The 10,069-nt window shown below is 77.0% G+C and carries 7 protein-coding genes; 1 reads left to right on the top strand and 6 read right to left on the bottom strand.

What is annotated here, in order from left to right; all coding sequences use genetic code 11:
- Positions 1–131: 131 nt before the first annotated feature.
- Complete coding sequence (locus ACI78U_RS21110) at positions 132–1,343, bottom strand: fatty acid desaturase family protein (RefSeq protein ID WP_456877357.1); 1,212 nt, start codon at positions 1,341–1,343, stop codon at positions 132–134.
- 25 nt (positions 1,344–1,368) lie between these two features.
- Positions 1,369–2,469 (bottom strand): ferredoxin reductase, encoded by a 1,101-nt coding sequence (locus ACI78U_RS21105; RefSeq protein WP_456877356.1) that lies wholly within the window; start codon positions 2,467–2,469, stop codon positions 1,369–1,371.
- Positions 2,470–2,575: 106 nt separating this feature from the next.
- Between ACI78U_RS21105 and ACI78U_RS21100 the strand changes: the two genes are divergently transcribed.
- Positions 2,576–3,757 carry a PucR family transcriptional regulator gene (locus ACI78U_RS21100; RefSeq protein ID WP_456877355.1) on the top strand — a complete coding sequence of 394 codons (1,182 nt, stop codon included), beginning with the start codon at positions 2,576–2,578 and terminating at the stop codon, positions 3,755–3,757.
- A gap of 19 nt (positions 3,758–3,776) precedes the next feature.
- On the opposite strand, the gene ACI78U_RS21095 is transcribed toward ACI78U_RS21100, so the two are convergent.
- The 4 genes from ACI78U_RS21095 to ACI78U_RS21080 are packed head-to-tail and all read right to left on the bottom strand — an operon-like array spanning position 3,777 to position 10,054.
- Entirely contained in the window at positions 3,777–4,364 is a 588-nt protein-coding gene (locus ACI78U_RS21095; RefSeq protein WP_456877354.1) for a class I SAM-dependent methyltransferase, read from the bottom strand.
- Positions 4,361–5,704, bottom strand: a complete 1,344-nt coding sequence (locus ACI78U_RS21090) for a DNA polymerase IV (protein WP_456877353.1) — start codon at positions 5,702–5,704, stop codon at positions 4,361–4,363. Before ACI78U_RS21090 ends, ACI78U_RS21095 begins: the two co-directional genes overlap by 4 nt.
- A 35-nt stretch (positions 5,705–5,739) precedes the next feature.
- Positions 5,740–7,107 (bottom strand): phenylacetate--CoA ligase family protein, encoded by a 1,368-nt coding sequence (locus tag ACI78U_RS21085; protein ID WP_456877352.1) that lies wholly within the window; start codon positions 7,105–7,107, stop codon positions 5,740–5,742.
- A 10-nt stretch (positions 7,108–7,117) separates the two neighbouring features.
- Positions 7,118–10,054 carry an ATP-binding protein gene (locus ACI78U_RS21080; protein ID WP_456877351.1) on the bottom strand — a complete coding sequence of 979 codons (2,937 nt, stop codon included), beginning with the start codon at positions 10,052–10,054 and terminating at the stop codon, positions 7,118–7,120.
- Positions 10,055–10,069: the final 15 nt, after the last annotated feature.

Raw genomic sequence — 10,069 nt, 5'->3', positions numbered from 1 at the left:
CCCCCCCCCCCCCCCCCCCCCCCCCCCCCCCCCCCCCCCCCCCCCCCCCCCCCCCCCCCCGCGCCCCCCCGCCCCCGCCCCCCCCCCCCCCCCCCCCCCCCCCCCCCCCCCCTCCTCGGCGGTCGCTCCGCTCAGGCGGCGGCGGCCAGGGCGGCCTGCTCGCGGAGCAGCCGGCGGCGGACCTTCGGCTCGCCGGTGGTCATCTTCCACAGCTTGACCAGCTGCGTGGGCAGGTTGCGGGCCGTCGTGTTCTGCAGCCAGCCGTTGGGCAGCGACAGCCGGATGATCTTGTGCCAGGCCGAGGCGACCTGCTTCGGCAGCGGCGCGGTGTGGTAGTTCAGGCCGTACCGGTCGAACAGGTCGCGGATCTTCGGCGCGATCTCGGCGTACCGGTTGCTCGGCAGGTCGGGGAACAGGTGGTGCTCGATCTGGTGCGACAGGTTCCCGGTCAGCACGTGCATGGCCTTCGAGCCGGAGATGTTGGCCGAGCCGAGCATCTGGCGCAGGTACCACTCGCCGCGGGTCTCGCCGTCGATGGACTTCTTCTCGAAGGTCTCGACGCCCTCGGGGAAGTGGCCGCACAGGATCACCGAGTTCGACCACAGGTTGCGCACGACGTTGGCGGTGAAGTTGGCCGCCAGCGTGGCGAGGAAGTTCGGACCCGACAGCAGCGGGTGGATGACGTAGTCCTTGCGCACCTGCCGGCCGATCTTGACCAGCACCTGCTTGGCCCGCCGGCGGAACTCCGGGTCGCCGGTCTGCTTCTTGGCGATGACGGCGCCGAGCTCGAGGTCGTACGCGGCGATCCCGTACTCGAAGAAGCACGCGTTGACGAAGCTCCACAGCGGCTGGCCGAGGTACATCGGCGTCCACGGCTGGTCCTCGTCGACGCGCATGATGCCGTAGCCGAGGTCGTTGTCCTTGCCGATCACGTTCGTGTACGTGTGGTGCAGCTCGTTGTGCGAGTGCTTCCACTGCTCGGCCGGGCTGGCCATGTCCCACTCCCACGTCGTGGAGTGGATCTTCGGGTCGCGCATCCAGTCCCACTGCCCGTGCAGGATGTTGTGCCCGATCTCCATGTTCTCGAGGATCTTGGCGATCGACAGGCCGATCGTCCCGGCGATCCAGGCCGGCGGGAAGCCCGAGGCCAGCAGCACCGCGCGGCTGCCCAGCTCGATCTTGCGGTGGACGTCGATGACCTTGCGGATGTAGCGCGCGTCGGACTCGCCGCGGCTGTCCATCACGCCCTGGCGGATCTCGTCGAGCTCCTTGCCGAGGAGCTCGATGTCCTCGGGGGTGAGGTGCTCGATGGGGTTGACGGCCTTCTTCTGCAGAACGGTCATGCGGTGCTCCTCGGGGTCGAGACGGTCAGTGGTCGATGTCGCAGGCGCCGGCGGCGGCGCTGACGCAGGTCTGGACGAGGACGCCGTCGCCGGGGGCGGCGGTGGTGACCTCGCCGGTGCGCAGGTCGCGGACGGCGCCCTCGCGGAGCGGGAGCACGCAGCCGTAGCAGATGCCCATGCGGCAGCCGCTGGGCATGAGGACGCCGGCCTCCTCGGCGGCGTCGAGGATCGGGGTGGCGCCGTCGGCCTCGAGCGAGGTGCCGTTCGTGGTGAAGGTCACCGTGCCGCCCTCACCGGTGACCAGCACCTTCGGGCGGAACCGCTCGGTGTACAGCCGGTCGGCGAGTCCGGCGGCGGCCCAGTGCTCCTCGAGCGCCTCCAGCATCCCGACCGGGCCGCAGGCCCAGGTGGAGCGCTCGGCGAGGTCGGGGACGAGGGCGGCGACCGCGGCGGCGTCGAGCATCCCGGCGGTGTCGGTGTGCTGCTCGACCAGCCGGATGCGGCCGGCCGCGGCCATGTCGCGCAGCTCGGCGCCGAAGACGACGTCGTCGGCGGTGGGCGCGGAGTGCACCAGGACGACGTCGGTGAGCTCGGGGTGGTTGCGCAGGATGCCCATGACGGGGGTGATCCCGGAGCCGGCGGTGACGAACAGCGCCTTGGCCGGGTGCGGCTCGGGCAGGCAGAACTCGCCGGTGGCCTGGTCGAGCTGGACGATCGTGCCCGGCCGCGCGCGGCGCACCAGGTGGTTGCTGACCCTGCCGCCGGGGATGGCCTTGACCGTGACGGTGAAGCAGCCGTCGGCGCGGCCGAGGTCGGAGGTGATCGAGTAGGCGCGCCACATGCGGACGCCGTCGACGTCGATGCCGATGCGGACGTACTGGCCGGGCCGGTGCGGTCGCCAGTCGGCGCCGGGGCGGATGACGACGGTGGCGGCGTCGCGGGTCTCGGGGAGCACCGCCTCGATGCGCCCGCGCAGGTCGGCGCCGGACCGCAGCGGGTCGACCAGGTCGAGGTAGTCGGCGGGCAGCAGCGGCGTGGTCACGAGCTCGGCGAGGCGGAGCGCGCGGTCGCGCAGCGCCCGCAGGCCCGGCCTGGCCGGGGAGGGGCGCGGAACGGTCGCGGTCATGCCCTCCACGGTTCCCTGCCGAACGTCTAACTACCTGTGCTCTGGACGTGAACGTGGCGCCGGATACTGTTCCCAGCGCACAACCGCGGTCACGAGGAGGTCACGGGTGACGCCCGAGCAGGGGACGTTCGCGCCGGAGGTCGCGGCGGCGATGGTCGCCGAGCTGCCGTCGGTGGCCGAGCGCACGGTCGCGGCGATCGTCGTCGAGGTGCCCAGCTACGCCGAGGCGTTCCGCGGGCCCATGGGACGCAAGATCGAGAACGCCGTCCAGCTCGCCCTCGCCGGCTTCCTGGAGCTGGCGACGTCGGCCGGCGGCGCGGACGCCAGCCGGCCCATCGACCCCGCGATCGAGGGTGCCTACTCCCTGGGCCGCGGCGAGGCGCGCACCGGACGGTCGATGGACGCGCTGCTGGCCGCCTACCGGGTGGGTGCCCGGGTGGCCTGGCGGCACCTGAGCGAGACGGCGGTGGCGGCGGGCATGCCGGCGGCGTCGCTGGCCCGCTTCGCCGGGCTGGTGTTCGCCTACATCGACCGGCTCTCGGCCGCCAGCGCATCGGGCCACGCCGACCACCTGGCCGCCAGCGGCCGCGAGCGGCGGCGGAACCTCGAGCGGCTGGCCGGCCTGCTGGTCGCCGGCGCGCCGCCCTACGAGCTGCTCGCCGCGGCGGAGCGGGCGGACTGGACCCCGCCGCGGACGCTGACCGCCGTCCTGCTGCCCGAGGCGGGCGCGCGCGACGCCATGGCGAACCTGGACGCGCGGACGCTGCAGGCCGGCGAGGACCTGCCCGGCGCCGAGCCGTCGACCGAGCGGGCCGTGCTGCTCGTGCCCGACGCCGAGGGCTTCGCGCGGGCGGGACTGCTGACCTCGCTGAGCGGTCGCGGCGCCGTCGTCGGGCCGCCGCGGCCCTGGCAGGACGCGCGGTCGTCCTACACGCGGGCGCTGCGGGCGGTGCAGCTGGAGCTGCTGCCCGACGGCGACGGGGCGGTGGACACCGAGCTGCGGCTGGCCGACCTCGTGCTGCGCGCCGACGCCGAGGCGCTGGCCGACCTGCGCGCCCAGGTGCTCGCCCCGCTCGACGGTCTGGGCGCGGGCCCGCGGGAGAAGCTGCTCGAGACCCTGCGCTCGTGGCTGCTGCACCACGGCCGGCGCGAGCAGGTGGCCGCCGAGCTCTACGTGCACCCGCAGACGGTGCGCTACCGGATGGGGCAGCTGCGCGACCTCTACGGCAAGCGCCTCGACGACCCGCAGACGGTCCTCGAGCTGACCCTCGCCCTCGGCGCCCGCTGACGGAGGCCGTTCCAGCACGTCACCCGGGGCGCAGCACCGCCACGAGGAAGTCCGACCCGGCGGTGAACGGGTGCAGGTGCCAGCTCGACAGCAGCAGGTCGGGCTCCAGGCCTGCGGCGCGGGCGTCGGCGAGGAAGACGGCGAAGTCGTAGTCGCGCCCGGCGCCGAACCCGACGACGGCCCGCCCGCTCTCGGCCAGGTGCCCGCGGAACCGGCGCAGCACCTCCCCCCGGGTCGACGGCGCCAGGAAGGTCACCACGTTGCCCGCGCAGACGATCGCGTCGAACCGGTCGGGCAGGTCGAGCTCGGCGAGGTCGCCCACCAGCCAGCGCGGCCCCGGGTGGTCCTCCTCGGCCGCGGCGATGAGCACCGGGTCGACGTCGACCCCGACCACGGTGTGACCCACCGACGCCAGGTGCCCGCCGACGCGGCCCGGGCCGCAGCCGGCGTCGAGCACCCGCGAGCCGCGCGGCAGCATCGCGTCGACCAGCCGGGCCTCGCCGACCAGGTCCATCCCGCCCGCGGCCAGGTCCCGGAACCGCTGCACGTACGCGGCCGAGTGGCCGGGATCGGCCGCGGTCATCCGCACCCAGGCGTTCTCCGTCACGGCTCCATCGTCGGTGCCCGCCAGTCCGGTGGGTCGCCCGGGTGCAGCGCGGGGTCGTCGGCGGCCAGCGTCCGCACCGGGCCCGGCGGGGTGAGCGGCCCCTCGAACCGCACGGTCACCCGGCCCAGCCCGCGTCCCCACACCCAGCCCGCGCCGAGCTCGTCGTGCACGACGTCCTGCCCCGGCCACCAGCGCCGGTCGGCCGGCGGCTCGGGTGCTGCGGGGCCCGACTCGGCGGCGTCCTCGGGCTCCTCCGTCCCCGTGCCGTCGGCGAACAGCTCGCCCTGCGCGTACTGCGACAGGCCGGACACGCCGACGCCGAGCAGCCGCAGGCCGCCGCCGGTGCCGGCCTCGGCGAGCAGCCGCCGGGCGATCGCGGCGACCTGCCGGGCGTCGTCGGTGGGCTGGGGCAGCGTCTGCGAGCGGGTCGTGGTGGTGAAGTCGTAGCGGCGCAGCTTGACCGTCACCGTCCGCCCCGACAGGGCCGAGGCCCGCAGCCGCCCACCGACGCGGGCGGCCATCGCGTCGACCAGCCGGTTGAGCTGGGCCAGGTCGGTGAGGTCGCGCTCGAAGGTCTCCTCCTGCGAGACCGACTTGGCCTCCCGCTCGGCCACCACCGGCCGGTCGTCCTCGGCGCGCGCCAGCTGGTACAGCCCGGTGCCGTGCGCCCGGCCGGCGAGCGCCACGAGGTCGGGCAGCGACTTGGCCGCCAGCTGCGCCACCGTGCCGACGCCGACCTGGCGCAGCCGCTCCGCCGTCGCCGGGCCCACGCCGCCCAGCCGGGTCACCGGCAGCGGGTGCAGCACGTCGAGCTCGCGGCCGGGCGGGACGACGACGAGGCCGTCGGGCTTGTCCAGGTCGGAGGCGATCTTGGCCATGAGCTTGGAGCTGCCGATGCCGACCGAGCCGGTGACACCGCCGGTGGCCGCGGCGATGCGCGCCTTGAGGTCGCGGGCGAGCGCCGTGACGCCGTCGACGGAGAGGTCGTGGCCCGGGCCGGCGGCGAGGTCGACGTAGGCCTCGTCGATCGACACCTGCTCCACCAGCGGCGACAGCTCGCGCAGCAGGCCCATGACGACGTCGGAGGTCCGCCGGTAGGCGCCGAACCGGCCGCCGAGGAACGCCGTCCCGGGCGGGCAGCGGCGCCGCGCCTCCGCCGTCGACATCGCCGAGCGGGCCCCGTAGGCGCGCGCCTCGTAGGACGCCGTGGCGACGACGCCCCGCCCGCCGGTGCCCCCGACGACCACCGGCCGCCCGCGCAGCGAGGGCTTGTCGCGCTGCTCGACGGCGGCGAAGAACGCGTCGAGGTCGAGGTGCAGCACACTCGCCTCCCGCCGCACGCCCCCATTCTCCGCCGCCGGGACGACGGGACGGCTCAGGCGGCCGGGAGCGGCACGAAGCGCCGCAGCTTGCCCGACGGCGGGCGCGGGATCCGGTCGACGGCGGTGACGCGCACCTGCGGGTCGGGCACGCCCAACCGGGCCAGCTCGCCGGCGACGGCCGCGGCGAGGGCGTCGCCGTCCAGCGGCCCGGTGGTGTGGACGGCGATCTCCGCACCGCGCGGGGTCTGGCGCACCTGGTACTCGACGACCTCCCGCCTCCGCGACAGCGGCGACCGGAACACGTGGGGGTGCACGCGCAGGCCGCCGTAGGCGAAGACGTCGTCGAGCCGGCCCTGGGGGTCCTCGATCCGCCGGTGGGTGCTGCCGCACGGGCAGTCCCCCTCGACGAGCGCGAGCTGGTCGGTGAGCTCGTAGCGGATCAGCGGCAGCGCCGTGTTGTAGAGGTTGGTGAGGAACACCTTGTCCGAGCGGACCCCGGCCGGGACCGGACGGCCGTCCTCGTCGACCAGCTCGTTGACCATGAGGTCGTCGGCGAGGTGGGTGCCGTGCCGGCAGGGCGAGCCGTTGCCGCCGGCCTCGGAGGTGCCGTACCAGTTGCCGACCGGCACGCCGAACGCCTCGGTCAGGGCGGCGCGGGTCTCGGGCAGCAGGGGCTCGCTGGCGGCGATCACCCAGGCCGGGGCGATCCGCAGCCGGCCCGCGCGCGCCTCGGCGGCGAGCTCGTGCAGCGCCGAGGCGTAGCCGCACAGCAGCGGGGGCCGGGCGTCGTTGAGGCCGGCCACGAGCTCCGCCGTCGGGAGGGTGACGGGGAAGCGCAGCAGCTCCACCTGCGGGGTGGTGAAGGTCTGCGGGGCGGCGCTGGTCATGTGCGTCGGCGCGGCGGCGGCCACCACGGCCAGCCGCGGGCGGACACCGGCGAGCGCCGGGTCGGTGCGCAGCGCCCGGAGCGGGTGCCGCATGAGGCTCCAGTAGACGGTGGCCCAGCCCTCCCAGTCGTAGACGAAGACGCCGCGGCGTCCCGAGGAGCCGCCGGAGGCGCAGGCGTGGTAGCGGTCGAAGAGGTAGGCGTCGGAGGTCAGCCGGTCGAGGTGGTCCTCCACGACGTCGAGGGTCAGCCGGTCGTCGGTGACGATCTCGTCGAAGGAGCCCATGAGGTCGTCCTTGGTCATCACCGGCAACTCGCGGAGGCTCTCCTCGGTGACCTCGTCGGGGTCGATGCCGGCCAGCCGCTTGCGGTGCCAGGGCGAGAGGTCGCGGGCCACGCGGACCAGCCGGCGCAGGGCGTCGCGGCGGTGCGCGGCCAGCCGGTCGGGCGGCTCCTCGAGACGGGCCAGCAGCGCGGGGGCGAGGGCGGCGGCCTCGGCGAGGTGCCGCTGCCGCAGTTCCTGGTAGTCGGTCATGACGGCGACGCTAGGAACGGGCGGGCCGGCGGTCTGGCGTACCGGTACGTGCCGCGGTACCCGATCCGGCGAGCCCGCCGTCGGCCGCGTACCGGGCCAGCTCCACCCGCGAGCGCACCCCCAGCCGCGCGTAGGCCCGCGCGAGGTGGCCCTCCACGGTGCGCTCGCCGATGAACAGCCGGGCGCCGATCTCCCGCGCCGTCAGCCCGGCCGCGGCCAGCTCGGCCACCTCCCGCTCGCGGGGCGTCAGGGAGCCCGGCCCGCGCGCGGCCGCCGCGACCCGCCGGCCGTGCGAGCCCAGCCGGCCCAGGGCGTCGAGGACCGCCGTCCGCCGGACCAGGGCGCCGCAGGCGGCCAGGCCCTCCGCGGCGGCGGCGAGCTCCGCGGCGGCGCGGTCGCGGTCGGCCGTGGCGAGCCCGAGCAGGTGGCGGGCGCGGGCCAGGTACACCGGCCAGCTCGCCGCGGACAGCACCCCGACCGCCCGCCGGGCGTGCTCCTCCGCGGCCCGCCGGTCGCCGGCGGCGAGTGCGGCCCACCCGGAGGCGAGCGCGGCCAGGCCGGCGTGGGCGGGCACGCCGGTCCGTTCGGCGACCCGGTCGAGCGCGGCCCCGGCGGCCGGCTCGGGCCGGCCGGCCGCCGCGGCCACCTCGGCCAGGTCGACCCGCGCGGGCAGCACCAGGAGGATGCCGAGCTCGTCGGAGCGCTCGGCCAGCCGGCGCAGCTCCGGCACGACGTCGGGTCCGCGGCCGGCGAGGACGGCGCACAGGGCGGCGGCGTGGGCGACGACCTCCCCGTACGTCCCGTGGTCTCCCTGGTACGGACGCCGGGCCAGCGCCAGGTACCGCGCCGCCTCGGCGTGCTCGCCCAGCTCCGCCGCCGACGCCGCGGCCGGTGCGAACGCCCACGCGTGCCGGCGGGCCGGGACCGGTGACCCGGCGGCCCGCCGCGCGGCCGCCACCGCGCCGGTGTGGTCCCCGGCCAGCCAGCGGACGAAGACCTCCAGCGGCAGCGGCGGGTCGTCCGGCAGCGCGGCCGCGGCCTCCTCGAGCAGCGGCAGCCCCTCGGCGACCCGCCCGGCCAGCACCAGCCCCTGCCCCTGGTTGGCCAGCGCCATGGCCAGCCGGTAGGCGTTGCCCTGCGCCCGGGCCGAGTCGACCACCTCGGCCAGCGCCGCCCGGCTCTCCTCGAACCGGCCGCAGACCAGCGCCGCCAGGCCCACCGTGCGCAGCGCCCGCCCGAGCACGACGCCGTCCCCCTCGCTGCGGGCAGTCGTGACGAGGTCCGCGGCCCGGTCGCACAGGGCCGGGGCACCGGCGCCGGCGAGGTGGTCGATCCACGCGCCCTCGTGCGCGGCCAGCAGCGCGCCGCGCCGGTCACCGGCCGCCGCGAACAGCTCGCCCGCCTCGCGGCACAGCCGGCGGGCCTGGCCGAGGTCGCCCTCCCCCCACGCGAGGAAGCCCGCCAGGCGGAACCGCACCCGCGCCCGCGGCTCCGGGTCGGGCACGCCCGCGAGGGCGGCGTCCATCGCCCGCAGCGCGCCGATGCCGGACAGGGCGTGCTCGTCGGCGCGGTGGTCGAGCACCCACTCGGCGTCCCACCGCAGCGCGTCGACGACGGCGCGCCAGCGCGGGTCCCCGGCGGGCAGCAGCTCGACCAGCGCCCCCAGGACGGCGAGGGCCTCGGGGTAGGCACCGGCGGCCTCGGCCCGCCGCTCCGCCTCGAGGAGGACGGCGACCGCCTCGTCGTCGTCGGCCCCCGCGGAGGCGGCGACGTGCGGCGCGGCCTCCCCCACCCGGCCGGCGTCGGCCAGCACCCGGCCCACCTGCCGGTGCAGCAGGCGGCGGCGGGCGGCGCCGATCCGCCGGTACACGACCTCGGCCAGCAGCGGGTGCGCCGGCTCGTAGGCCAGCCGCAGTCCGCGCTCCTCCTCGGTGACCAGGTCGGCCCGCACGAGGGTCTCCAGCCTGGCGGCCAGGGCGGCGGGCTCGGCGCCGGCGAGGGCCACGAGGCTGCGGAGGTCGGTGCGCCGGCCGAGGACGGCGAGCAGCTCCAGCAGGGCGACGGCGTCCGGTCCGACCCGGGCCAGGTCGAGCTCCACCCGCGCGGCCAGGGAGTCCGGCAGCTCCTGCAGCTCCGGCGCGGCGAGGTCGGCCCCCTCCGCCTGCAGCGCGCGGAGCAGCTCGAGGGCGGCGAACGGGTTGCCGCCGGACCGGCGGGCCAGCCAGCCGGTCAGGGCGGCGGGCACCGGTGTCCCCGGGCCGAGCGCCGCCCCGGCGAGGTCGCCCAGCGCCGCGTCCGGCAGCGGGCCGACCGGCAGCCGCCGCAGCAGCCCGTCCTGCTCCAGCGCCAGCAGCACCTGCTCGACCTCCGCCGCGGCGCGCAGCGGCGCCGGGCGCACGGTCGCCAGGGCGAGGACCGCCGCGTCGGCGCAGCCGTGGGCGACCGCGTGCAGCGCCTCCAGCGAGGAGACGTCGGCCAGGTGCAGGTCGTCGAGGCGGAGGACGACGGGGTGCTCGGCGGCCAGCGCCCGCATGAGCGCGGTCAGGGCCGCCACCAGCCGCGGCCGGGACGGCGCCGCGTCCGGGCGGACCCCGGTGGCCGCGGCGACGCTGCGCAGCAGGGTGGCCAGGTCGGCCTCCGACCCGGCGCACAGCCGCGCGACGTCCTCCGGCGGGAGGCCGCGCAGGTGACGCTCCAGCGCCTCGCCCCACAGCCCGAAGGGCGTGGTGGACCCCAGCGGGAAGGCCCGGGCCGCCAGGTCGGTGACGTCGGGCCGGCGGGCCACGAGCTCCGCGGCGAGCCGGGTCTTGCCGGCACCGGCCTCGCCGGTGAGCAGCACGCCCCGCCACTCGCCGCGGGCGGCGCGGTCCAGCTCACCGTCCAGGACGGCGTACTCGCGGTCGCGACCGACCAGTCGCGGGCCGCGGACCGTCCGCCGCACTGCCATCGCGGGCCCCCTCGG

It is taken from the genome of Geodermatophilus sp. SYSU D00710 (assembly GCF_054050195.1).
This window is presented reverse-complemented; position numbering and strand designations above follow the sequence as displayed.

What these genes read in the sequence shown, in the direction of transcription:
- ACI78U_RS21105 (WP_456877356.1), bottom strand. Translation starts at nt 2,469, where the DNA reads ATGACCGCGACCGTTCCGCGCCCCTCCCCGGCCAGGCCGGGCCTGCGG.
- ACI78U_RS21110 (WP_456877357.1), bottom strand. Translation starts at nt 1,343, where the DNA reads ATGACCGTTCTGCAGAAGAAGGCCGTCAACCCCATCGAGCACCTCACC.
- ACI78U_RS21080 (WP_456877351.1), bottom strand. Translation starts at nt 10,054, where the DNA reads ATGGCAGTGCGGCGGACGGTCCGCGGCCCGCGACTGGTCGGTCGCGAC.
- ACI78U_RS21085 (WP_456877352.1), bottom strand. Translation starts at nt 7,107, where the DNA reads ATGACCGACTACCAGGAACTGCGGCAGCGGCACCTCGCCGAGGCCGCC.